A 24767-nucleotide genomic window follows, 5' to 3' on the forward strand; every position below is an offset into this window, starting at 1 on the left:
ATGAAAGTAGCAATCTATATCATTCGATTTTTATTAGCTCTAATGTTTATTTATGCGGGTATCGAAAAATTGTTCCTGCCCTATGATCCTTCGATATTTAGAGCAAATGCAGTGGGTAGTGATCCGCTGTTTTTTGAATTTTATGATTTCTTGCAGAATAGTGGATATCTCTATTTTGTAGGCTTTTTTCAATTGCTGTGTGGTGTTTTATTAGTTTTCAAAAGAACCTATATTTTGGCAGCCATAATGCTTGTGCCTTTGATACTTTGCTTGTTGATGACCCATGTGTATTTTTCTAAAAACACCTTCTATATCCTTTTTGACTCCAGTATGTTTTTGTTGAATACAATACTGATTATGGGTAGGTACAAAGAATGGTATCCTATCCTTTTCCAAAAAAATAAAACTCTCATCTAATAAAGAACAGACAATGAACAATAGTGTAAACATATTTGAAGGCGACCGTGCTATCAATTACGATGAATTTGTTCAATGTTGGATTCCCAATTATGATTACTTCATATCGACACTGCCACAAATGTTAAAAAGTGTTTGTGAAAAGGAAATTTTGGTTGCCGGTTGTGGTACGGGAAATGAAATTCTAGCTTTCGCCCAAGCCAAGGAAGACTGGTCAATAACAGGTGTAGACCCCTCACCCGAAATGGTTAGCATAGCTAAAAAGAAACTGCATCACTATAAAAACATCAAACTTATCAAAGGAGAAGTAACACAGTTACCCACAAACGAACTTTTTGGTGCGGCAACTTTGCTACTTGTTTTACATTTTATAAAAGATGACGGTAGTAAGCTACAATTGTTAAAAGAAATAGCACAAAGACTACGACCTGGATCCCCCTTTGTCCTAATGAGCATTTTTGGCAATAAAACAGAGCTTAAAAAGAACTTGGAAATTTTGAAACAATTACTATCTCCTTTTCTGAATAAAGAGGACATAGACGAACGAATAGATAGAATTACCAATACCCTGTATCACGATACAGAGGAGCGACTTATCAAATTGTTGATCGATACTGGTTTTGAAAAACCTGTACGCTTTTTTCAAACGTCTATATACGGTGCTTGGATAACCAAAAAAGTATAACAATGAAACTCAAGATTACCATGCCATCAAAAAATAATAGAGTATGGATTTAATAGCAAAACAAAAAGAATTCATACTGACCGGAGCTCTAGCGAAAGTTATGTGGAAGTTATCGCTTCCGGCAATTATCGCTATGGTGCTTTTTGGATTAAATGCCTTTATGGACACTGTTTATATAGGGCAATTGATGGATGAAATTGCGCTTTCTGGAGTTGCTTTAGCATATCCATTAACCTCTATTACTTTAGGTCTGGGGGCATGGGCAGGAACAGGAGGTGGAAATTTACTGAGTATCGCCCTGGGCAAAAATGATACCAACACACAACGTTCTATTTTATCCAATGCAACTATTTTAATGCTCATAACCACGTTGTTGTTCGCTATTCCATCTTATGTTTTTGCTGAAGAATTAATCGAATTGATGGGAGGAAATGGAGCAGTTAAAATGTATGGAGTGTTGTATCTGAGAGCTACTTTATGGGCATCACCTTTCTGGGTATATGGATTGGGACTGAATTTTATAGTAAGAGCTGAAGGTAAAATGAAAGAAGCAGCTATAATGATGTCTTTCGGTCTCATTATAAATCTTATACTCACCCCTATCTTTATTAAATATTTTAATATGGGAGTAGAAGGGGCTGCGTGGGCAACTAATACAGGAATGCTGATTTACTGTATTATGGGCTATCGCTATTTTAAAAAAGGAAAAGCTTCCTTTACCGCAAATATCGACTCATTAAAATACAATAAACCCATTTTTAACAACATTGTTAAAATGGGTTTCCCTGGACTTATGATGTCTATCATGGGGCTGGTACAGGCATTGGTGGTTTTCATTGCCATATCTAAGTATGGTACAGTAGAAGATCTTGCATTTTTTGCTTCTGCAAATAGAATTCTACTTTTTCTGATGACTCCTCTTTTTGGTTTAATGAGATCTTTGCAGCCTGTAACGGGCATCAATTATGGGGCAAAACAGTATAAAAGAGTGAAGAGTAGTTTTGTTTTGTTTTCAAAAACAGGCTTTTGGCTTGTATTTCCTTTTTGGCTTTTGCTGACCATTTTTCCACAACAAAGCCTTTCATTAATGTTACCAGATGTACAGTTTTCTACAGACAATTTATGGCATTTTAGAATCTATGTTTTTGTTCTCCCATTTTTACCTCTTGTTTTTATGGCATTAACCTATTTTCCTGCTATAGATAAATCTAAGCCTGCAAGTATATTGGTTTTGGCCAGACAACTTATATTTTATATCCCTTTAATGATTTTTCTACCAAAATGGTTTGGAATAGGTGGTATTTATTATGGAGCAACATGTATAGATATTGTAATCACCATCTGGATTGTCTTTCTCTGCTTAAAATCATTTAAATCCTTATCAGAACTACAAGATAATGGGCAAAACATACCCAAAATAGTTATTAATTCAGATTTAAAATCAATAGAAAAATGAAATTAGAAATAAAAAACTTATCAAAAACATATAAAAACGGGGTAAAAGCCCTACAAGACGTATCGCTTACAATAGGTAAGGGAATGTTTGGGCTTTTGGGACAAAATGGAGCCGGAAAATCTACCCTTATGCGTACTATTGCTACTTTACAAGACCCCGATTCTGGAAGTATTGATTTTAATGGAATAGATGTATTGCATAAACCAGATGAACTACGAAAAACACTGGGGTACTTACCACAGGAATTTGGTGTTTATCCTAATGTAACTGCCGAAGAGTTATTGACCCATATAGCAGATATGAAAGGGGTTACTCAAAAAAGCGAACGAAAAGAACTGGTTTCGACACTACTACAACGCGTAAATCTATATGAAGCACGCAGCAAAAAACTAGACGGTTTTTCTGGGGGGATGAAACAACGTTTTGGTATTGCCCAAGCGCTGCTCGGAAATCCACAATTGATTATTGTAGATGAACCTACCGCAGGATTAGACCCAATGGAACGAAACAGGTTCTATAACCTACTATCTGAATTGGGTGAAAATACCGTAGTTATTTTATCTACCCATATCGTAGAAGATGTAAGTACATTATGTAATGAAATGGCCATTATAGGCAACGGAAAACTATTGCTTACAGGTAAGCCCCATCAAATTGAAAGTGAGTTAAATGAAAAATTATGGGAATTGGAAATCGATAAATCAGAATTGGAAACCTATACTAAAAACCATACCGTTATATCCAATCGTTTTCATGGCGGAAAAATGCTGATTACCCTTTTGGATGATGATATGCCCAATGAAAAATGTTGGAAAAAAATGCCAACATTGGAAGATGCTTACTTTAACCTTATTTCCAATCAACAAAGCTTAACTGTATGAAAACGATATTTAGCATCATAAAACACGAACTAAAAACAAGAGTGTTCACGTGGCTGTCTCTTATCTTTTTTATTATGTTGGTGTTTCAAGGTATTTGGTATACCAAAGGAGCCTTCGATTATTATGTAAATGATGGCGTTTTAATGAACGCTCCTGCAATTATCTATCAAAATTATGCGGGTCTGGGAATGCTTATGGTAATTATCATAGCAATTGTTACAGGGGGAGTATTGTACAAAGACATTCAACATAAAACTGCACAATGGATGTATAGTATGCCTGTAAATGAAAAACAGTTTTTTGTAGGACGCTATCTAGCTGCTTTTCTGTATTTAATGATTTTAGGTACCGGAATGTTCGTAGGAATGTTGCTGGTTCCTTATTCGGGTATTGGAGAAGCACATCGATTTGGTCCTGTTCCTATTGGGCAGATGTTTCATGCGATATTGTTTTTCTATATTCCCAATGTATTGGTTTATGTTTCACTCATTTTTGCCAGTATTGTATTCTCTAAGCGAATGGCTGTTGGCTATTTGGCAAGCTTTGTATTAGTTATTCTATTTGTAGTAATGCAGGTATCCTATGAAGGTGGTGGAGGAAGTCTCATCTATTTTTATTTAGACCCATCTGGTTACGTTTCTGTAGAGAATTATATGGATTACCTTACTACTGCACAAAAAAATACTGAATACATTAAGATAACGGGTTATGTGCTTGCCAATAGATTGATATGGATAGGGGTTGCATTGTTTCTTTTTATCCTTGCCTATAGAAAATTTAGTTTTAAAGATTTTGTAAATGCCGGTAGTTCTACAAAAACTAAAATCAAGGTAATAGATGCACCTAATAAGGCAAAAAGCAGTATACTACCTAAGGTAAATATCTCTCAGACCTTTAAGGATTTTGTAATCAAGCTATTTAGGCTTTCAAAGCTTGAGTTGTTGAACATTGTTCGGCCAACATCCTTTAAAATCATTTTATTTGTAATGATACTAATGATTTTATTACAAAACCTATTATTTAACACCAGTTATTATATAGGAAATGAAATGCCGCTGACCAGTAATATGACCTTCTTTAGGTTGCCTTGGGGCGTGTTCATTACAATGCTGTTGATGATATGGTCGGGCGAATTGTTCTTTAAAGAAAAAACAGTGAAAATATGGCAAATTACAGATGCCTTGCCCGTGCCCGTTTGGGTGACACAAGTTTCTAAACTCATTGCAACCTATGCTTTAGCGCTTATTTTATGTTTAGGATTTGTAGTTGTGGGGATGTTCTCACAAATTATCGAAGGCGGATTTTCGTTGATAGACCTTAAACAATATGCGATTGATATTCTAGGATTCAGGTTAGGGTTCGTAAACTTTGTATTCCAGATTTCATTGGTGTTTTTTATTGCTGGACTTACAGGAAATCGATTTTTAACCCACATACTTACCGTTGGTTACTTTTTGATCAATATTATATCGTTCGATATGGGGCTCTTTGAGCAAATACGCCACGGTTATGCACTTGTACCGGGTATAGAAGACTTTTCTGAAGTTAGTGGTTATGGCATTCTAAGCAAATCTGCATATTGGTTTGCTGCAATGTGGGCATTGTTGGCAACAACCTTTGTACTTTTAGGAGTATTGTTTTGGCATCGAGGCGTAGGAAAAAAATGGTATAGAAAATTAATGGGTAACCAATTAAGTATTGGTAGTAAAATAGCCACAATATTATTTTTTGCTGGATTTATAGGGGTACAGTTTTACCTGAATCAACAGATATACGCAAATGGAAATTTTACACTCTCAGAAGCACAAGAAGCTCTAGATGCCGATTATGAGAAAAACTACAAATACATAGCAAAAAAATCACAACCAAAATATGAAAAAGTAGATTTGATAATGGATTATTATCCTGATATACGTAAAGTTAATTATCAGGTTAACATAAAATTGACTAATAAAAACGTAGATACATTATTTCTGACTTTTAAAGATTTTATAACAATCCATAAAATTGCTTTGAATGGTAAAGATTTGCAAAAAGTAAGTGAAGATATTGATCACCACATTATAGGATACCTTGTGCCAAAAGCTACTCAAAAAGATAGTTTACTTACTTTAAATCTTCAGGCGACAAAACAGTATATTGGGCTTTCGCAAAGCGAATTACAACCCGATATTACTAAAAACGGTTCTTTTGCTCCTATTAAAGAGTTTCTGCCTGTTATTGGGTATGATAGCGATATTGAATTGACCGAAAACCGAAAACGCCAAGACAATGGGTTAGAAAAACTAGGTTCTAGAATGGCCAATACAGATGATAAAAAGGCCTTGTCGCAAAATGTGTATAGTCCTGATGCGAATAGGTTAACAGGTTCAATAATCATTAGTACAAGCTTAGAACAAACAGCCATAGCTCCTGGTGAAATTGTAAAAAGCTGGAAAGAAAATGAACGCAATTTTTATAAATATGTTATCGATTCTCTTTTACCTTTTAATTGGTGTGTAGGTACTGCTAATTATAATAATTATGTACAGGATAATTATGGTGGTATCAAATATCAAATATATGCCGATGCTAAGCATCATTTCAATATCTCATTTTATCAAGATGCCATTAAAAAAAGTATCACATATTATCAATCTGTTTTTCAAGGATTTTCACCTAAGGAATTGAGGTTTTATGAAATTAATAAATGGAACGATGAAGATTTTTATGCCTTTGCCAATGTAATTGCCATATCAGAAAAAGAAGGGTGGTTTGCGAATACAAAGTATATGGCTGAAAAAGCATACATATATCAAACCGTTGCTGCTCAAATGGCAAAATTGTGGTTAAACAATCATATGGAAATAGCCAATGTACAAGGTGCCGATATGCTACGGGTAGCCATACCAGAAGCCTTGGCACTTAGCTTTGTTGAAAATGCCTTAGGCAAAGAAGCTATTGAACATATTATTAAAAAGAAAAAAGACAAATACGGTAAAGACAGAAACAATGAGCCTAACGTAGAACAACCATTGATTTATGCTGACGGAATAGAGTATTTGGAAGCCAATAAAGGAGCTATTAAACTGTATAATTTAAGTAAAGAAATTGGGGATGATTTGTTTAATAAAACTATTATAGAATATTTAAATGCAAACTCCAACCATCTAATTGTCTTTGAAGAATTATACCAACAGTTGTTAAAAACTGTACCAAAGGTCAAAAAAGAAGCTATAAAAACAACATTTGAGACGGTAGAGTAATTATGTAGAATGATAAAATTCAATCAATATGGATACTATTCTAAAAGGGTTTGACTGGTTTTAAAGTCAAACCCTTTTTGAGAGTTATAGAACTTATTCAAAACTTAATATCAAGTAAAGGCCTTTTCCATTTTTGCAGTATGATTTTTACTGTATTTCAATAAATATCTAAAAAAATAACACAAAAAATGTTTTAATTTAGAATCATTCTTAATAGATTTGCTTCAAAATTATTTTTATTTAATTTAAATAAGAATAGAACCAAAACTAATTATAAATGAAAAATCAATTATCAATAATTATTACATTGTTATTGTTGAGTTTCTTTTCATATTCTCAAAATGGAATTGTAAAAGGAACTACGACAGATAATGCTCAAAAAGTACTATCGGGAGTTAATATCTTGATAAAAAATTCGACCCTTGGAGTACAGTCAAATACAGATGGAACCTTTGAAATTGCCAATATAGAAAATGGAAACTATACTCTTATTATTTCTTATTTAGGTTTTAAAACAAAAGAAATTTCTTTTTCAATAGAAAACAATCAGACAAAGGAACTTGGCTTTATCACTTTGTATGAAGGAAATGAGATTTTAGCCGAAGTTATAATAGAAGGAACTCGCAAAAATAAGTTTTCAAGAAAAAAAACTGCTTATGTTGCTAAACTGCCCCTAAAAGATATAGAGAATTCTCAAGTATATAGTACTGTAACTACAGAACTATTAAAATCACAAGTAGTCACGAATTTTGAAGATGCATTAAAAAATGCAGCAGGTGTTGAAAAATTATGGTCTTCTACCGGGCGTGGTGGTGATGGTGCAGGTTATTATTCTTTACGTGGTTTTTCTGTACAACCTCAATTGGTTAATGGAATACCAGGACTTACTAACGGGACTATCAATGCTGCCAATATCGAAAGAATTGAAGTCGTAAAAGGGCCATCAGCAACCCTTTTTGGAAGTGCAGTAACTTCTTATGGAGGTCTTATAAATGTAGTGACAAAAAAACCATATGTAGGATCAGGAGGAGAGCTTTCATTTACATCTGGGACTTATGGTTTTAATCAACTAAGTGGAGATTTTAATACAGCACTTGATGCAGATAAGAATATTTACTTTAGGCTAAACACATCTTATGCTACAGAACAGAGCTTTCAAGATGCTGGTTTTAGAAAATCATTTTTTGTTGCTCCGTCACTTTCCTATCGTGTCAATAATAGGTTGTCATTTTCATTCTATGGAGAAATTTCGCAAGCAGAACAAACCAACCCTATGTTTTTGTTCTTGAATAGGAGTGCACCTACAGAGGCTGCTAATTTAGATCAATTAGGGTACAATTATAAATTATCATTCACCAGTAATGAACTAACCTTAGAAAACCCTACCCAAAATTATCGTGTAGAAATAGACTATAAACTTTCTGATACATGGCAATCACAGACGATATTGTCAAAAAGTGCTACATCAACCAAAGGGTATTATTCTTTTTTGTTTGATTATGGTATTCTGGGTAATGATACGTTTTCTCGTTTTGTTAGTAAACAAAATGCGAATACACAAACAACTGATATTCAACAAAATTTCATAGGAGATTTTAAATTAGGATCAATCAGAAATAGAGTAGTTTTTGGTATAGATTACTTTAATTCTACTCAAACAGATAATAGTAGTGGTTTTGCTTTTTATGGAAATGTAACCCCAGAAGGAGGAGCTAGTAGTGATAATCCTTTTACTCCAGATGTAGAAACGAATCCATTTCCACTATCTGAAGCAGGAGTAGATGCCGTACTCGCATCTCAGGGAATTGCTAATATAAAATCTAAATCACACGTATATAGTGCTTATATTTCTGATGTCGTTAATATTCTTCCATCTTTATCGGCTATGGTAGGTTTACGATTAGACGTATTTGATAATGAAGGTGACCTTTCAAACCTTGATGATGATTATGATCAAACAGCTTTCTCTCCAAAATTTGGAATTTTATACCAACCTATACAAGATAAACTATCAGTATTTGCCAATTACCAAAATGGATTTACAAATGTAGCACCTGCACTAGTTGGTGATCCAACTGCTGGTCCGCAAACACTAAAAACGTTCGATCCAGAACAAGCTAATCAATTAGAATTTGGGGTGAAAGCTAATTTATTTAATAATAGATTAAACGCGACTATAAACTATTATGACATAAAGGTCAAAGATCGGGTTATTACAGATCCAACTTCTCCTTTTAATAAAATACAAGGAGGAGAAGTAGAAAGTAGCGGTTTTGAAATTGAGGTAAATGCAAACCCCGTAGACGGACTTAATATTAAAGCTGGTTTTAGTAATAATGATAGTGAAACCACAAAATCTGATAATGTAGAAATCTTAAATCGTAGACCATTAGAAGCTGGTCCTGAAACCATTTATAATTTTTGGACGGATTATGAATTTCAGAAAGGAAAGCTTGAAGGTTTTGGATTAGGACTAGGTTTTAACGGAGCAAGTGAACGTTTTGCAATTAATTATGCTTCTACAGGAGATTTTATTTTACCTAGTTATACCGTTGCCAATGCATCTATTTTTTATCAAGCAAATAAATATAGAATTAGCCTAAAGCTCAATAATGCCTTTAATAAGGAATATTATAAGGGATGGTCAACAATAACACCGCAAGCCCCTAGAGCGTTATTTGCCAATATAATTTATAAATTTTAAGTAAACGGTAATATTAGTTAAATACAAGCAACTATAAACATCTAGTATATAGTTGCTTGTTTTATCAAAATGAAATGATATCAATTAGTGTTTTATTAATCTTTTTTAGTAGTTTTTTACTGTATAATGCTTCAAAAATGGGTGTTTATAGTAAAGAGCTTATTACTAAAAAATGGATACAACCAAACATAAAAGTTTCAAAACTACTGGGAATTACGTGTCTACTAATTTCACTAATACTCTTTTCTATTTCTTTTGGAAGAGTCTCAGGAATTCTATTTTGGCTTTTCTTATTGATTATAATTTTAGGATTATTTATCATAGTAGCGCCTTTAAAACAAGTGACCTATAAACAGGTGTTGATTTTATTTTTGGTTCTACTATTAGTTGAATTCATATACTAAACTATGCCAGCAAATCCAAAATATTTAGACAAGTCACCTTGGCAACAATTTGCTAAAGTATCTGCCGGAATTATAGGAGGATACATTATTTCGGCATTGTTTCACATGTGCTTACCGCTCTGGCTGCCATATCCAAGAGAGATTTTGATTACATCTATACTTACCTTATTTGTTGTTTGGTGTGTGCTTTTGATTATTCCTTTTTTATTTAAAAATGGCTGGAAAGCATGGGGGATGTATCTGCTGATCATAGTTGCGTTATATAGCATTTATTATGTAGGAAACCTAAATAATCCTTTTATATAATGAGTAAAAGAAGTTATAACGTGTTTTTTAATACACATACTGTAAGTGGTATCGTTATAAGTGTTGCCTTATATGTTATTTTTTTTGCTGGTGCATTTGCATTGTTTAAAGAAGAAATTGCAATATGGGAAGAAGGGGAACTAATTGGTCATACAGAAAGAGATGATATTGATTATGATAAAATTTTTGAAACACTAGATGATCGATATGAATTAACAGGCAGAGATTTACAACTTAACTTTGGCGAAAAAAGTGATCATATCTTTGTTTTTATGGGAGCTAGTAAAGATTCGCTAGCTTCCGAAAAAGGAAAAAAGGCGAATTATTTTTCTGTTGATATTAATTCTGTTGAAACTAAAACATACTCTGAACGATATAGTTTAGGTGAATTTTTATATCGATTACATTTTTTTGCTCAATTGCCTGTAATAGGGATGTACTTGGCTGGTTTTATATCTTTCTTTTTTCTATTTGCTATAGTAACAGGTGTTATTGTTCATTGGAAAAAAATCATTCCAAATTTCTACTCATTTAATCCCAAAATAGCTTTAAAAAAAGTTTGGACTGATGCACATACAGTTCTTGGTGTTATTGGGTTACCATTTCAGTTTATTTTTGCGGTTACTGGGACTTATTTTTGTTTAAGTGTTTTAGTGTTAATCCCTGCTAATGCCTTATATAATAACGATCAGGTCAAGCTTATGGAGGATTTACGCCCAGAACGTAAAACCTATGAATGGATTGGCAAGGCAAAAAAGAGTCCGCCCAGTTTTAATGATTTTTCTCAAAAAATGACCAATGATTTGTTAGATTTTCATATTACAAACGGGTTTATAAAAAATTATGGTGGCTCCAATATGAAATATGTTTTAATTGGAGAGTATAAGGATAACAAGCGTTTTATTGGTACTGGCCGTAGGGTTCTTGATGCTTTTTCAGGAAAAATAGAAGAACAAAAGAATCCTGATAAATTAGTATATACTGAAGATGTTCAACGTTTAGTTGGGCGCTTACACTATGGAGATTTTGGAGGTATTCCCATGAAAATAATCTATTTCAGTTTAGCTTTAATCACGTGCTTTGTGATCATTACTGGGGTGTTGATTTGGATTGAAGCTCGTAATAAAAAAAGTATGACAATTAGCCAAAGACTATACACTGCTAAAGTTGGTCATATTTACCTTGCTATTTGTTTATCAATGCTTCCCATAACTGCATTAGCATTTTTATTCGTAAAATTTTCAAATGGATATTTCGAAGATAAACAAACAGCTATCTACTATTTTTATTTTATTACTTGGTTAATAGTAATCTTGTTTTTTCGATTTAAAAGAGATAACTACATTATCAATAAGTACAGTTTATTATTTGGAGCCATTTTTGGATTTCTTGTCCCAGTTACTAACGGAATCATGTCAGGAAATTGGCTATGGAGTTCATTTAGTCAACATCAATATGAAATTTTATTGATTGACATAATGTGGATTATAATTGCCAGTATTTCATTAATTTTTTATCTAAGAATACGTCCAAAGGTTAAAAATCAAAGCATTTTTGACAAAAACCCTATTGATTATAAAAATATTTCAGCTTTAAAAGCTGAAGAAACCAAAAAGATGACTCATAACAACTATATGGAAACAAATACAATAGCAACAACAGCTAAGAACGATAATTACATGTCAGTTAGGACAAAAATTATTATACTATGGATGTTTATCATTCTTGGTTTTATATTTCATCATATATATGGATTAGCCAGCATATTTTTTAATGAATCAGTATTGATAGAAGGGGCTACTGGAGAAACTCCGTTTTGGGCACATCAATGGCGTATTTTAATGGAAGGACTCGCCTTCTTTTTTGCTGTATTGACTGTGCAACTATCCAAAAGTTGGTTTAGATGGGCTTCTTTTGTTTGGGCAATTATTGTAGCTTTATTTAACGTGTATCACGTTGCTGAAGCCATTATGCATGAAGCTAGTAATTATTCAGAAATTTTAATACTACTTTTAATGGCGGTAGCGAGCATCTTTTTGGTTATAAATTTGAATACATGGAGGAAAATCAAAGCATTCTAGATCCTTTATGTTCTAATAGTCTCAGCAAAAATTAATAACAATCCATCTTAAGTTGCCCTTTATTTTGATAATAACCTATAGGCTTATTATTGACTTCTCTACATATTTCATCTAATACATTAATAACCTCTTTTTGCATAATAACAGAGCCGCAAATTAGTACAACTCCGTTTTTATCTAATGTTTTTGTAATTAGGTTACTATTTCTTTTTAGCAAATGCTGTACATATATTTTTTCTTGCTGGGCTCTTGAATACGCAGGATAAAAAGTAGTTAAGCGACTGTTTTTTAGGCTTTCTCGGATTGTTTCGTTATACAGTTCATTAGATTGTTTATTTCGTCCTCCCCAAAATAGATGTGTTTTTATATTCTTATTATTTTGGCTAATCATTCCTAGAAAAGGAGCTATTCCTGTTCCGTTTGCAATCATAATAACCTCTTTTGCATAGGTTGGAAAATTAAAATCAGGATTTCGCTTTATTGATGCCGTAATATTATCGTTTTTGCTAAGCTTACTAAAATAGGTTGAACATATACCGAATTCATGTTTTTTAATACTCAAAAGAATATCGTCATCAATTTTTCCAATAGAGTACAGGCGTTCTGCATCATCACCTTCTGGATAAAAAGCTAGCAGATCTCCTGATTGGAATTGTATTTTCTCTTCTGGACGTAAACGCAGTATAAATGTATTGTCAATATTTAGTGGTGATCTATGAACAACAATGAATTGTTTATTGTTTTTAGATTTTGTAGTCTTTTGTAACTGTTTTACCTGTATTGGTAAATCAATCTTTTCTCCCCATTTTAAAGACCAATTTTTAAAGGATTCATAGGATTGATTATTTATAGTGTATAGTTCTATAATCGATTTAAATTTTGGATGGGATTGTAACATTTTGTCAACGTCTATTGCATATTTACAAAAATCAGGATATGCTAATGAACCGAAACCGATAACCGAAAATTTAATTTCTTTTTTAGGTTCATTTTTCTTAAAAAGTAACTCAAAACTTTTTGCATTTGCAGGAGGCTCTCCTTTACCATAAGTTGCTGTAAATACAATCAAGTGTTCTACTGTTTTATAAGAAGAGTATTTGTTTAATTCTGAAATAAAAACTGTTTTCCCCAAATCAATTAAAGCATTATAGCAAAGTTTTGCATAATCAAATGTATTTCCGGTTTCTGAGCCAACCAAAATGATGTATTCGGATTTGTCTTTATGATAAACATTTTTTAGCACTAGACTTTTCTTTCTTCGTTTGAGAGTCATTAAAAAGCCTGAATACATAAAAAACAGAATAGAACAACTGGAAATAAGTAAAATAATAGACCATAAGATACTTCCTTGCCCTGTATGTAATACCATGCTCCAATGTGATAGTAATGTATTAAAAGGGTACTCTGCTTTACTTAATATTTCGCCTGTAAATTGATTAATATTCAATTCCTTATCAGATAGTTTTATATGAAAATAATCTTCACGATCATCAGAAAAAGGGAACTCTACTTTTCTGACATTTTTAAGTTGTATTTGATTAAAAACTTTAAAATCTTTGATTTGCTGTTTGGGAATTTCTTTTATATTCTCAAAATCAATTTGATGTTTGATTATATTGGATGGTAATAGTGAAAATTTTTCTAATGACAAATACACACCTGTTAGCGCTATTATGATAATAGGAATCAATGTTAACCTGCCTATTTGTATGTGATAATATTGCTCAAAATTCTCTTTTATAACTTTAGAAAAAAAACGGCGTATACCTTGTTGTCTTTTAATAATCAAAAGGACTCCGGTAGTTGCAATTAAAAACAATATAAGAGAGACTAACCCTACAAAAAAGCGACCAGTACTTTTTAGAAATAAAGAACGATGTAGGTTGGTGACAAACTTAAAAACAGGCTCTTTTTCAATAATATCACCTACCTTTTTACCAGTTAAAGGATCGACATAAAAAGTTTTGTTTTTTCCTTCCTTGGTAATTACAGAGGTTGATACAAAATCATTATTATCGATTTCAATTTCAATTATCTCATCATAATTTTTTTGTAATACTGTTATAGTTTGTGCAAGAGTAATGTTTTTTATGTTTTTTGCAGCATAAGGTTCTAGCTGATTCGATATAGGTTCGAATGCTAAAATAATTCCTGTTAATGAGGCTATACCTATAAAAGCAAATGAAGATATAGCCAAAGCAAGGTGGCTATATCTCCAAATTGAAATCGTCATTTATTCGTATTGTTATTGTGGCATCATACGAATATATCGTATAAACCCTTTTCCTTCAACTTTACTTTTTATGGTTTCAGATGTTAGCTCAAACTCTACATCATTCTTGTAATATTCTTGATCTTCTACAGCAGTTTCAAAACGTATTTTATAGCCAGAGTCAATCTTATTGCTTTCAATTTCAATAATATTGATAGATCGTCCACCACCACTTACAGTTGCTCCCGTAATAGCGTCAATATCTTGACGTTTTTTTCCATAGAATTTCCACCAATCGGTAATATCATGATACCATTCTTCATCGTCACCTTGTACATATAGTGTTTTTTCATAGTTGCCATTTGGGTCTAATAAAGAAATGACAATATATGCACCTTCTCCGGTATAATTTGTCATTTGTATCATGCATTTGTAAGTATTACTTTCTATACTACTTTTAAATCCAAATAGTGTAAAAATTGTAACTGCTATTGAAAACACTTTAAATATTACTGTTTTTTTCATTTTATTTTAAAAAATTTAAATCTACGTTTTTTCTTTTTAATACTTCATTTTCACTTGCCAAATCAAATACAGATTCTTCAAAATCAGTTTTAATAGTCTTATCGGCTCCAATAGATAATAAATATGCTAAGATTTTATTATTCTGGGCATTCATCGCTGCTTTATGTAAAACTGTAATTCCTTCTTTATTCTTAGCATTGATGTCGATATTATAATAAGGAACCATTTTTAATAATTCCAGATCATTTTTCTCTATGGCTAAATGATACATTGTATTTCCGTTTTTTTGAGGTTTGGTAATATCCAATCCTTTTTTAGTCAAAGCATCTATTTTCTTTTTGAATTGATCAACCTTATTAGGGTTATATGATTTTAGTGTATAGTATCCTAAATCATTCCCTTTAGAATCAATTACATTTACATCGGCTTTTTGACTAATCAGAAAATCAACCACATCTATTGTATTATTTTTTATGGCATTGGTTAGCGCAGAATGTCCTTCTTTATTAATGGTATTTATATCATTTGTCTTTTTTACCAATAATTTTACTACCTCTAAGGTATTGCTATGAGATGCATTTAACAAAGGAGTATTACCTTTATCATCCTTTTGATTACTATTCACCTCTTTATCTAAAAAGTAGTTGAATGTATTTAAGTCTCTATTACCATAAGCGATGTTATGCAGTGGTGTTATTCCATCTTTATTAGTAATGTTCGGGTTAATGCCTAAACCTTCTAAGTACTTGATAAAACTCAATGGATTATAACCGCTACGTGAGCCTATAGTAGCTGCCAAAATAGCGTTATCCCCGTTGACACTTGGATTTTTATAAGGCAATCCCTTTTTTATTAATAACTCCAACATGGTTTTGTTGCCCTTATAAGCTGTATAGTTAAAAACTCCGTTTCCATTGTTGTCTATGCTATCAAGGTTAAGCCCTTTGCCCGCAAAATAATCTACAAGTTCAAAATCTTTTAAATGACCAATTAATAGTAATAAAGCATTGGCTCCTTTTTCATCTAAATCACTTTTAACATCAATCCCGTTTTTTATAAATACATCGTAGATTTCTGTATTAGTTTGTCCTGCGACGGCAGCAAAAGTTAATGGTGAAAAATTGTGTGAATCTTTTAAATCTAATCTGGCATTATTATTAATAAGATGTTTTACCAATTCAAGATTTCCTTTATAAGCTGCCCAAAATACATAGGTTCGTTTATCATGGGTTAACTTGTTAACGCCATTCCCTTTTTTAGAAAGCAAATGTTTTATTATAGTATTGTCTGCTTTTTCCAAAATAGCATATACTACAGCATCGAATCCATATCGATTCAATTCTGAAGGATTATTCCCTTCTGTTATTTTTTGCTCTATCGCCTCTACAGAGGGCTTGGTTTCCCAGAATTCTCTTTCTAAAAAAACATTTTTTGTCTGAGCTTGTATGCCACTTACAAACAAAATAAATGCTGTGGCTAATAATTTTATTGTATTCATTTTATTTAATTTAAAATTTATATCGCAATACTGTTCCAAAACTAACAGGTTGAATCCTGTTAAGATATACTGTACGATATGCATTATATCCAATTTCATTAAAAACATTATTTGCGAAAACATCTAAACTTAATTTGTTATTAAATTTATATGATGCTTGTACATTTACCGTAGTATATGCTTTTAAGTCAAATGGTTTAACCCCAGGCACTACTCCAGTATGTGTATAATTCCTGGACCATACATTATGTGGTCGTTCTCCTAAATAATAAGCTCCCGCACCTAAAGACAGACCTTTTACATGTTTTTTGAAGTTATAACGTGCCCAAAAATTGGCTGTATGTTTAGGTGTATTTAGAGGGCTAGAATTAAAATAATATGATGCGTGGTTCTTATATTTGGCATCTAAGTAAGAATAGCCTCCGATTATTTCTAAATTTGGTAATACTCGACCAATTAATTCTATTTCTATACCATTTCTGGTATCTTCTCCTCCTTTTAAATAATATCCTAAGAAATTACCTGCAGGATCAATTGCTTGTAGGTTTAGATTTTTACTACTCGTTAAGAAGTAAGTAACATTAAAACGTAAGGCTTTGTTTAACCATTTAGATTTAATTCCTGTTTCGAATTGATCCCATCGTTCTGTACCCAACTCTTCACCATTAATATCTCTATAAAATGATGTCATAGGGTTAGAGCTGCTGGCATAAGAGCCAAAAATAATAATATTTTCGTTTGGCTTAATATTTATTCCTGCCAGAGGGTTAAAAGCATCATCACGTTTGGCACCAGTTAGGCTACGGCCAATAAAATTACCTTTTGTTCTCTCTAAAGAGGTGTATCGCAGTCCTAAAAATACATCTGCCCATTTTGTAACAGAGATTTTATCTTGAATAGTGAAACCATAAGATTTTGTTTTTGATCCTGTAGCTCTTGCCGGATTAACTGTTAACGATATCGCTGATGGTAAGGTGTTATTTATTGGTTGAGTTACATCTATAATATCTACATAAGTAGGAGGATCATTATTAGGGTCATTATCATTATCTGGATAGTTAGCTGTATAAGCAGTATTGTCAAAAGTTGTGTTTCTATAATCTACACCAACTTGAAACGTATGCTTTAGAAATCCTGTTTCAATAGCTTTACCAACAAGATCAATCTGCAGCACACTATTTTTATCACTTCTTCCTCCACCATAATACTCTCTGTATCGTTGTGTATTAGATAATTCAGGTAAACCTGATCTTCCTCCACCTTCAAAAGCATAGGCTCCTTCATTATAAGTTTCTAGGTCAGAAGCAAAATATCCAGCTTTTATAGTTAAATCACTGTTTATTTTTCTTTCGAACCTTACAGCATAAGTACTGTTTACAGAAGTATATCTATCGGATTCGAAACCTAAAAATTTTGAATCTGGTAATTTCAAAATATTATTAGTGCTGTAATCTCCAAGATTGATTGTACCTTGATCAGGAGTTGTACTATTATCTGTATAATCCATTTCTAAAACAATAGAAGTTTTATCATCTGGTCTCCATGCTAGAGAAGGATTAATATAAAAACGTTCTGAGTTTACTTTTACTCTATAACTGTCTGCTCTATCATATGAACCAGCAACTCTAAAAGCTACTGTTTTTTCTTTATTTAATGGGCCATAAAAATCAAAAGTAGGGCGTACTTTTCCGTAGCTACCTGCTCTTAAAGTTACTTCGCCTCCACTATAAAATTTTGGAGTTTTGGTAACTATATTAATTACGCCTCCTACAGAACCTAAATCTCCTCCCAGACCTTGGCTAATTGCAGAAATACCTTTTAATACCTGAATGTTATCTACTCCAGCCATATCAGTAACAATACCAACTCCTCTAAAATCAGAATTAATTCTAACTCCATTTTTTAGTAGAGGAATACCTCTATATCCTCTTAAAGACATACTCTCTCTAATGTTGCCATAAGTAGCAAAAGTATAAACACCAGCTACATTTTTGGTAACTTCACTTAGAGTGAGTGCATTTTGCTGATCAATAAGTTTGTTAGACAAGATCGAGATACTTTGTAATTGCTCATTTGGTTTTAAAGGAAGTCGAGTTAGTGTTTCTAGTTTTTCTGCTCTTTTATTTCTAGAGCCAAAAAGCTCAACTTCTTCTAACTGAGTATCATTTTGTAATACAAAAATAAGATTTGATAAATCTCCTGATACAGCTATCTTTTGGCTAAGTTCATTATATCCAACAGCACTAGCTACTATCTCGTAGGTGGCAAAAGGAACATTGTTAATGGTAAAAGCACCATCTTCTTGTGCCTGTGCACCTAGATTGGTTCCTTTAATAAAAACATTTGCATAAGGAACCGACTCGTTAGATTCGCTTTTTACAACACCTTGTATAACAGCTTGACTATACATTAAATTTAAGCTACATAGAAGAAGTAGTAATAGGGGTAATTTTTTTAAGACTGACATGGTTGTATTATTTATTGGTTGTATTTGTATTTATTTAATAACAAAGGATTCAATGACTTTATTAATATCTTTTTCTTTTATATTTTCATCAGAAAATAAATGTTTATATAATGGTTTGTTATCGACTTTGGCTTCTAATACCAGGTCAGCATTTCTACCATAAACATTTTCCCATTTGTTACGAACCAAAGCCCATTTCTGGTTGTTTTCTTTCCACCAGTTTGCGGCGGCTTTACATTTACTATCGTCTACTTTTACATAAGTATTATATCCTTTTTCCTTAGCCAAAATAACATCAGCTTTACCTGCTTCACGTATTACTTTATCATTATTTTGATCATGGACCCAACCGTTTTTAGTAATCTCATGCCTATTTCCTCTAACAGTTACATTGTAATCGCTTCTTTTGGTATATTCTCGTCTTGGTAGTGGTGCATCTGTTCTGTTTTCCCAAAAACTTTTTCCATCTACATGCACCCAGGTTGCAGAACCTTCATAACGAGGACTATCGTCTACCTGATATACTTTTTGAGTCCATTGTCCTTTTACTTCAGACGCAGACTTACTCTCGTAGTTCCAAGAATTATTTCCATTAAACATATAAAAATTGGTGTTTTGATATATCCAATCTTGTCTCCAATGTTTTACAATATGAGGTTTTGATGGATCTCCAACCTGTAATAAATGCTGAATAGAAACTTTGTTTTTATCATCTTCAATTAGCTGGGCCCATTCTAGTGCTGAAGCAACTTTTGTCTTTGAAGGTTTATAAAGAGAATCTTTACTATACTGAAAAGTTTCAGCAAAATTAAAAGTCACTTCATAACAGCCACACATCTTTTTTATGGCATTTTTATCCTGGACCTTTTTGCTCTGCGCATTTGTAGTAAATACAAATGCTAATAATAAAAGTGATGAAAAAGTAAATCGTTTCATTTTTGAATATTTAAAAAATTATCAATTCTTATTTAGATTGAATTAAAATAAGATATATATTTGCTGCAAATTTATTAAGAATGAATCTAAATAGAAATAGATTTTTGCTTTATTTTTTAATTTTTTGCTTTAATTTCCTTTTTGCGCAAAAAAATGAAATAGAAAAAGATTCTGTTAAAACAGAAAAATTGGAAGAAGTAGTTGTTACGGGTCAATATTCTCCACAATCAATTAAAAAATCAGTCTTTGAAGTAAAAATTATTAGATTATGAAACCAGAAATAGTATTGGAAGTGGTTGGCGATTCCCATATTCATCAACAGCAAAATTGCTTGATGATAGGTATTATATCATAAAAGATACCATTGGTAATTATTATAAACTTCGTTTTACCGCAGTTGTAAATGAAAGTAATGAAAGAGGAAACCCTAAATTTGAGTATACTTTGTTAAAATAATGAAGTGTGTTTTTTGTTTTATAACCATAGTGTTAATGTTAACTCTCCATGTCTTTTGATATGGAGAGTTTTTAGTATTGAAATAGTTTAAATTTTCTGTTTTCACTTTTGAATTTTAGAATATGATTTTGAATGTTAATTGGTTAGATGTTGTTTTGTTATATCAAATCCATAAAATAACGATCTAAGTATTGGTTTGTTCAATAACATATCTTTAATCATATAGTTCTAGATTAAAATATTTTTCTCTATCAATATTCCGTTATATCCCTTGAAACATATGTAAGGTTGACCTTCCTTGAGTTTATGAGTTTTTCCAAACTCCTTGAAATCAAACGCTACACTGTCATGATATGGAGTTCGATATCCATCTCGTGTTCGGGAATTAAAAGATCCCTTTGGTTTCAAAGAATCTTTTTATTTTTAGCTAATTTGTATACTTTATTAAATCATATACTGTTTTATTAATAGCATGGTCGATAGAAGGTGAATTCTAAATTAGAATCTATGGAAAAATTTTATGCCAAGATTGTTGTGGTTTTAGTATTAATTTGTTGCCAGTATGATGCGCTAGCCAATGAGAAGTATAGTATTGAACAGATCACAGTTAAAGATGGTCTGGCTAGTAACAATATTCGTTCTATCTATCGTGATCATTTGGGCTATTTATGGATAGGTACTGTTGGAGGATTGCATAAGTTTGATGGTTTTTATATGCAAAAATTCTTCTATGATGACGAAAATGATAAGTCCATACCAAACAATCATATTAATTTTATTATTGAGGATGATTCTTTAAATCTATGGATTGGCACACGTCGGGGATTAGCACGTTATAACAGAGAAGAAGATTCATTTTCAACTATCGTATTTGATGAAAACTCTGCAGGAGTTCATTCTTTTAGTAAAGAAAATAATCAACTGGTATTTGGTTTTTCTACTGGATTGGCATTCTTCAACTATAAAACTAATGAGTTCGATGTAAGACTCTTTGAAGGAGAAGGCCCAGATTATTCTATTTCTAAATTGGCTAGTTTTGATAGTGAAAACTTTGTCATTGGATCAACTAGAGATGGGCTATGGGTATATAATAAGTCATCAACCAATATGATTCAAATTGGGGATAATGAAATTGAAGGTGTTTATGATGTCTTGGTCGACAAAAAAGGAATACTATGGGTTGCTACCAATAAAAATGGGATAAGACTTTTTGAAAAAAATGGAGAAGAGATTTTTGATAAGACCGTAAATCAACTGATAGACCCTAAGTATCATTTTGTAACAGATTTAGTTGAAAAAGGGAATGAGCTATACATTGCTACCGATGGTGGCGGGATCATAATATTTGATCAAATAACCCGAAAGATTAGGAAATTACAACATCAAAAAGGAGTAGAGAATTCATTACTCTCTTTACCTAGTAATTCTATTACCGATTTATATTTTGACCATTTTGGAAACCTTTTTGTAGGTACAGTTCGTACTGGTTTGATCTGGATCAATGAAGTATCTGCTCAATCTTTTGCTGAGGTTCCTTTTGGTAATCATTTCGGGTTGTCTAATCCAACTGTTTTAACACTATTTGAAGGTAATGATGGTAAAATCTGGATAGGAACCGATGGAGGAGGGTTAAATGTGTTTGATCCTAGACATAATACATTTGAACATATAAAGGAATTTCAAGAAGGAAAAATTGTTTCGATATGCGCATACGGAAAGGATAAGCTTTTGGTGAGTTTTTATCATGATAAAATTAGAGTATTTGATAAAAAACGAAATACGTTTGAAAAAGAAGACAATACCTCTTGGTTAGAAGAGTGGAGTGATTCAGATTCTTATATCCCTACATATCTTTTTCATGACAAATATGGTAATATCTGGAATTTTGGAAGAGAAAAAGTAGAGCTAAGGACTAAAGATGGTGAAATAGATGTATTAGCAAAGAATAATGGGTGGGATATAAAACAGTCTATAACGATTAATATTATTGAAGAAATCAATGATGAAGAATTTGTTGCCAGTGGAGTGGATGGAGCATATCTAATAAATACTTCAAAAAAATCGGTTAGCAATATTTTTTCATTATCTGATGAGAAATGGAATTGCGAAAAGTATAATAATTCTATTTATTCGATGATCAAAATAAAGGATAGTATATGGATGGCTTCTTCTATAGGACTCTTCTGCTACGACAATAAAAAGAAACAAATCTATTATAATAAAAACAAATTTTTCTCAGCTGTGCAGAGCGTTACAGAAGGAGTAGACAATAGCCTATGGCTAGGAACCAATAATGGACTGTATCGTTATTATCTTTCTGATAGAAGCTATCAACTTTACGGGAGATTTAAAGGAGTACGAATCCATGAATACATGAGTGGTTCAGTATTAAAATGTAGAAATGGAGATGTGTATTTTGGAGCTGCAGATGGATTAGTAAAAATTAATGCCAATCAAGATGTTAATGAATCATTAACTGCTCCTGTGACTTCTATTGTTGATATCATAACTGATGGTGTTCGAAAAACAGAACATCAAGAGGGTAACCTGCTAAATAATAAAATTAAATTAGTTTGGGATAATTCAAGTTTACGTTTCAATTTGGTAGTAAATGAAAAAGATATTTTTCGTAATAGAATATATAAAATTCAATTTGATGGATATTTAGATAAAGTTATAGAAACTACTAATCCGCAAGTTTATTTTACGCATATCCCGCATGGAAACCATGAAATAAAAATATGGTGCAATCTTACAGATGGAAGTTGGCCTAAAGAATATACGTCAATATCACTTTTTGTTCCATTACCCTGGTGGAAAAGTTGGTGGTTTATTGGCGGTGTTATTTTTCTGACATTATTTGTTTTTATTCAGATGTCATTAGACTTTAAAAAGCGAGAAAAACTAAAGGCTGAGCTATTTATAGAAAGAGAACGGAAAGAACAAGAGAAGTTACTTCACAAAAAAAAGCAAGAATTCTTTACTAATATTTCACACGAACTAAGGACTCCTCTAAGCCTGGTTTATGGTCCGTTAAAGCGTTTGTTGGGTGAACAGGTTTTTACAAAAGAAGAGGTCTTTCGAAATATAAAAATAATGCACGGCGCTACCCTTAAAATGAAACGATTAGTAGAGCAGGTTTTGGATATTCGAAAGTTTGAAGTAGGGATAGGAGAGGTCAAATTGGATATGTTGCAGTTAAATGATTGGTTACATAAATATTTAAAACAGTTCGAACTCGAATTTGAAACAAAAGGCATAACTCTTGTTGTTAAACTGCCAGAGAAAGAAAAGGTTGTAGCTCTAGATGAAGATAAATTGGATAAAATCCTTAGCAATTTATTAGTCAATGCGATTAAGTATTCTCCTCAGAATGGACAAGTGTTTTTAAGTTATACAAAAAAAGCTGATAAAATTGAATTTGTGATTGCTGATGAAGGACCAGGGGTTTTAGAAGAAGAAAAGGAGGTTATTTTTGATCGCTTCTTTCAAGGAAGTAATCATTTAGGAGGTTCAGGAATTGGATTAACATTTGTTCGTAAACTAGTAGAGTTTCAGCATGGCAAAATTTGGGTAAATAATAGACCCGAAGGAGGAGCCGAGTTTAGTTTTTACCTACCATATACAAATAATATACTATCAGAAAATAATGACAATCCAGCATTTGATGAGGTTTATTCTGATAAAAATGAATTTGTACAGGATAATAATTATGAAGTATTGCGAGATAAAGTGATTTTGATTGTTGAAGATGATATCGACTTGAGAACTTTTATTGCTAGAGGACTTGAACAGTATTGTAAGGTCATTGAAGCTGCCAACGGAGAAGAGGCATGGCATTTGGCCCTGTCTCATTTACCAGATATTATTATTTCTGATATAATGATGCCAAAAATGAATGGTTTTCAATTATGTGAAAAAATCAAGAATGATGTTCGCATAAGTCATTTAGTAGTTATACTCTTAACTGCTAAGAGTGATGAAGAAAGTCGATTATTAGGATATAAAGGGGGGGCTGATGCATATCTGTCAAAACCTTTTAGTTTGGATTTGTTATGTGTTCGAGTGGTGAATATTATTGAAAATCGAAGTCTTCAAAAAGAATTAGTAAGAGTGAAACAAAAAATTGTTCCCTCATTGATAACCTACAATAATACGGATGAGGTTTTTCTTAAAAGAGTGATTACTATTATAGAAAATAATCTCGATAACCCTAATTTTAATGTAAATATGTTAAATGCTGATTTTGCAATGAGTAGATCTGCATTTTATGCAAAAATGAAAACTATATCTGATTTAGGTGTTAACGAATTTATTAAACTCATTAGAGTTGATGCTGCTGCAGAATTATTAAGAAACACCAATCTCCCTGTAAACGAGATAGCCATGAAAGTCGGGTTCGACAACCAACGATATTTTAGTACAGTTTTTAAAGAAATGAAACATTCTACACCTACTCAATATCGTGAAAGTGAAAAATAATTCCAGTTCTTA

At 32.1% G+C, this 24767-nt stretch carries 16 protein-coding genes; 11 read left to right on the forward strand and 5 right to left on the reverse strand.

Features of this window, described 5'->3' with window-relative positions:
* From ATE84_RS06070 to ATE84_RS06110, 8 genes are all read left to right on the forward strand, one after another.
* On the forward strand, positions 1–417 hold the full coding sequence (locus tag ATE84_RS06070; RefSeq protein WP_101446730.1) for a MauE/DoxX family redox-associated membrane protein: 417 nt from the start codon (positions 1–3) through the stop codon (positions 415–417).
* Positions 418–430: 13 nt separating this feature from the next.
* Entirely contained in the window at positions 431–1102 is a 672-nt protein-coding gene (locus tag ATE84_RS06075; RefSeq protein ID WP_101446731.1) for a class I SAM-dependent methyltransferase, read from the forward strand.
* Between the two features lie 43 nt (positions 1103–1145).
* Complete coding sequence (locus tag ATE84_RS06080; RefSeq protein WP_101446733.1) at positions 1146–2558, forward strand: MATE family efflux transporter; 1413 nt, start codon at positions 1146–1148, stop codon at positions 2556–2558.
* Positions 2555–3439 (forward strand): ABC transporter ATP-binding protein, encoded by an 885-nt coding sequence (locus ATE84_RS06085; protein WP_101446734.1) that lies wholly within the window; start codon positions 2555–2557, stop codon positions 3437–3439. The genes ATE84_RS06080 and ATE84_RS06085 overlap by 4 nt, the downstream gene beginning before the upstream one ends.
* Positions 3436–6684 carry an ABC transporter permease gene (locus ATE84_RS06090; protein WP_101446736.1) on the forward strand — a complete coding sequence of 1083 codons (3249 nt, stop codon included), beginning with the start codon at positions 3436–3438 and terminating at the stop codon, positions 6682–6684. Before ATE84_RS06085 ends, ATE84_RS06090 begins: the two co-directional genes overlap by 4 nt.
* Before the next feature lie 277 nt (positions 6685–6961).
* Positions 6962–9388: a TonB-dependent receptor gene (locus tag ATE84_RS06095; RefSeq protein WP_101446738.1), complete on the forward strand. Its 2427-nt coding sequence runs from the start codon at positions 6962–6964 to the stop codon at positions 9386–9388.
* A 407-nt stretch (positions 9389–9795) separates the two neighbouring features.
* Entirely contained in the window at positions 9796–10098 is a 303-nt protein-coding gene (locus ATE84_RS06105; RefSeq protein WP_101446742.1) for a hypothetical protein, read from the forward strand.
* A complete protein-coding gene (locus ATE84_RS06110; RefSeq protein ID WP_101446744.1) occupies positions 10098–12179 on the forward strand; it encodes a PepSY domain-containing protein in 2082 nt (693 codons plus the stop codon). The genes ATE84_RS06105 and ATE84_RS06110 overlap by 1 nt, the downstream gene beginning before the upstream one ends.
* A gap of 31 nt (positions 12180–12210) precedes the next feature.
* Here ATE84_RS06110 and ATE84_RS06115 read toward each other — a convergent pair whose 3' ends face one another.
* Genes ATE84_RS06115 through ATE84_RS06135 form a run of 5 tightly spaced genes read right to left on the reverse strand, consistent with a single transcriptional unit; the run spans position 12211 to position 19817 of the window.
* Positions 12211–14412, reverse strand: coding sequence for a PepSY domain-containing protein (locus ATE84_RS06115; RefSeq protein WP_101446746.1), 2202 nt, complete (start codon positions 14410–14412; stop codon positions 12211–12213).
* Between the two features lie 12 nt (positions 14413–14424).
* Positions 14425–14916: a DUF2271 domain-containing protein gene (locus tag ATE84_RS06120; protein ID WP_101446748.1), complete on the reverse strand. Its 492-nt coding sequence runs from the start codon at positions 14914–14916 to the stop codon at positions 14425–14427.
* Between the two features lies 1 nt (position 14917).
* Positions 14918–16414, reverse strand: a complete 1497-nt coding sequence (locus ATE84_RS06125) for an ankyrin repeat domain-containing protein (RefSeq protein ID WP_158237192.1) — start codon at positions 16412–16414, stop codon at positions 14918–14920.
* A 10-nt stretch (positions 16415–16424) separates the two neighbouring features.
* Entirely contained in the window at positions 16425–18881 is a 2457-nt protein-coding gene (locus tag ATE84_RS06130) for a TonB-dependent receptor (protein ID WP_101446752.1), read from the reverse strand.
* Between the two features lie 30 nt (positions 18882–18911).
* On the reverse strand, positions 18912–19817 hold the full coding sequence (locus tag ATE84_RS06135) for a DUF6607 family protein (protein ID WP_101446754.1): 906 nt from the start codon (positions 19815–19817) through the stop codon (positions 18912–18914).
* Between the two features lie 80 nt (positions 19818–19897).
* Between ATE84_RS06135 and ATE84_RS06140 the strand changes: the two genes are divergently transcribed.
* The 3 genes from ATE84_RS06140 to ATE84_RS06150 all read left to right on the forward strand — a co-directional run bounded on the left by ATE84_RS06140 (position 19898) and on the right by ATE84_RS06150 (position 24755).
* Positions 19898–20089 (forward strand): hypothetical protein, encoded by a 192-nt coding sequence (locus tag ATE84_RS06140; RefSeq protein ID WP_101446756.1) that lies wholly within the window; start codon positions 19898–19900, stop codon positions 20087–20089.
* 13 nt (positions 20090–20102) lie between these two features.
* Entirely contained in the window at positions 20103–20273 is a 171-nt protein-coding gene (locus ATE84_RS26790; RefSeq protein WP_101446758.1) for an HmuY family protein, read from the forward strand.
* A gap of 507 nt (positions 20274–20780) precedes the next feature.
* Positions 20781–24755, forward strand: a complete 3975-nt coding sequence (locus ATE84_RS06150) for an ATP-binding protein (RefSeq protein WP_101446760.1) — start codon at positions 20781–20783, stop codon at positions 24753–24755.
* The last annotated feature ends 12 nt before the right edge of the window (positions 24756–24767 follow it).

Origin of the sequence: Aquimarina sp. MAR_2010_214, from assembly GCF_002846555.1 — a bacterium.
GTDB lineage: Bacteria > Bacteroidota > Bacteroidia > Flavobacteriales > Flavobacteriaceae > Aquimarina.

What these genes read in the sequence shown, in the direction of transcription:
- ATE84_RS06090 (WP_101446736.1), top strand. Translation starts at nt 3,436, where the DNA reads ATGAAAACGATATTTAGCATCATAAAACACGAACTAAAAACAAGAGTG.
- ATE84_RS06125 (WP_158237192.1), bottom strand. Translation starts at nt 16,414, where the DNA reads ATGAATACAATAAAATTATTAGCCACAGCATTTATTTTGTTTGTAAGT.
- ATE84_RS06070 (WP_101446730.1), top strand. Translation starts at nt 1, where the DNA reads ATGAAAGTAGCAATCTATATCATTCGATTTTTATTAGCTCTAATGTTT.
- ATE84_RS06110 (WP_101446744.1), top strand. Translation starts at nt 10,098, where the DNA reads ATGAGTAAAAGAAGTTATAACGTGTTTTTTAATACACATACTGTAAGT.
- ATE84_RS06095 (WP_101446738.1), top strand. Translation starts at nt 6,962, where the DNA reads ATGAAAAATCAATTATCAATAATTATTACATTGTTATTGTTGAGTTTC.
- ATE84_RS06130 (WP_101446752.1), bottom strand. Translation starts at nt 18,881, where the DNA reads ATGTCAGTCTTAAAAAAATTACCCCTATTACTACTTCTTCTATGTAGC.
- ATE84_RS06075 (WP_101446731.1), top strand. Translation starts at nt 431, where the DNA reads ATGAACAATAGTGTAAACATATTTGAAGGCGACCGTGCTATCAATTAC.
- ATE84_RS06080 (WP_101446733.1), top strand. Translation starts at nt 1,146, where the DNA reads ATGGATTTAATAGCAAAACAAAAAGAATTCATACTGACCGGAGCTCTA.
- ATE84_RS06115 (WP_101446746.1), bottom strand. Translation starts at nt 14,412, where the DNA reads ATGACGATTTCAATTTGGAGATATAGCCACCTTGCTTTGGCTATATCT.
- ATE84_RS06120 (WP_101446748.1), bottom strand. Translation starts at nt 14,916, where the DNA reads ATGAAAAAAACAGTAATATTTAAAGTGTTTTCAATAGCAGTTACAATT.
- ATE84_RS06140 (WP_101446756.1), top strand. Translation starts at nt 19,898, where the DNA reads ATGAATCTAAATAGAAATAGATTTTTGCTTTATTTTTTAATTTTTTGC.
- ATE84_RS06150 (WP_101446760.1), top strand. Translation starts at nt 20,781, where the DNA reads ATGGAAAAATTTTATGCCAAGATTGTTGTGGTTTTAGTATTAATTTGT.
- ATE84_RS06135 (WP_101446754.1), bottom strand. Translation starts at nt 19,817, where the DNA reads ATGAAACGATTTACTTTTTCATCACTTTTATTATTAGCATTTGTATTT.
- ATE84_RS06105 (WP_101446742.1), top strand. Translation starts at nt 9,796, where the DNA reads ATGCCAGCAAATCCAAAATATTTAGACAAGTCACCTTGGCAACAATTT.
- ATE84_RS06085 (WP_101446734.1), top strand. Translation starts at nt 2,555, where the DNA reads ATGAAATTAGAAATAAAAAACTTATCAAAAACATATAAAAACGGGGTA.